Annotated in this window: 1 pseudogene; it reads left to right on the top strand. The window is 44.4% G+C overall.

The features are described 5' to 3' along the window. A pseudogene (locus H740_RS11955) lies at nucleotides 1-248 on the top strand (YigZ family protein); the annotation flags it as partial. Between the last annotated feature and the right edge of the window lie 137 nt (nucleotides 249-385).

Below are 385 nucleotides of genomic sequence, written 5' to 3'. Positions count from 1 at the left end.
GCGGCGCTCTGGTTAAATTTGAGATAAAATCGCTTTGCGTGTTTTTTACGCCATACGCGCTGGGCTCGCGCTTTGAGCACTATTTTGAAAAGCGAAATTTGAGTTTTGAGCGCGAATTTAATGAGGGGGGCGCGATCTGGCGAGCGGAGTTTAACAGCGCCGAATTTGAGGAATTTCAGGCATTTGCGAGCGGGTTTGAGCAGGAGGGGTTTAAATTCTACACCTTGCCGTTAGCCGTGAAAGGGTAAGTTAAGAGGCGCAGAAATTCACGTTGGGTTTATACTGGACGGTTATAATTCTGATATTTTCGGATTGATGCTTTAATGATTTGATAAATTTTACTTAAATTGTTTGCGTTAAGGGGGAAGGGGCTTGAATTACGCTC

Origin of the sequence: Campylobacter showae CC57C (assembly GCF_000344295.2) — a bacterium.
GTDB lineage: Bacteria > Campylobacterota > Campylobacteria > Campylobacterales > Campylobacteraceae > Campylobacter_A > Campylobacter_A showae_B.
The sequence above is the reverse complement of the archived record's forward strand: the minus strand, read 5'-3'. Positions and strand labels throughout refer to the sequence as shown.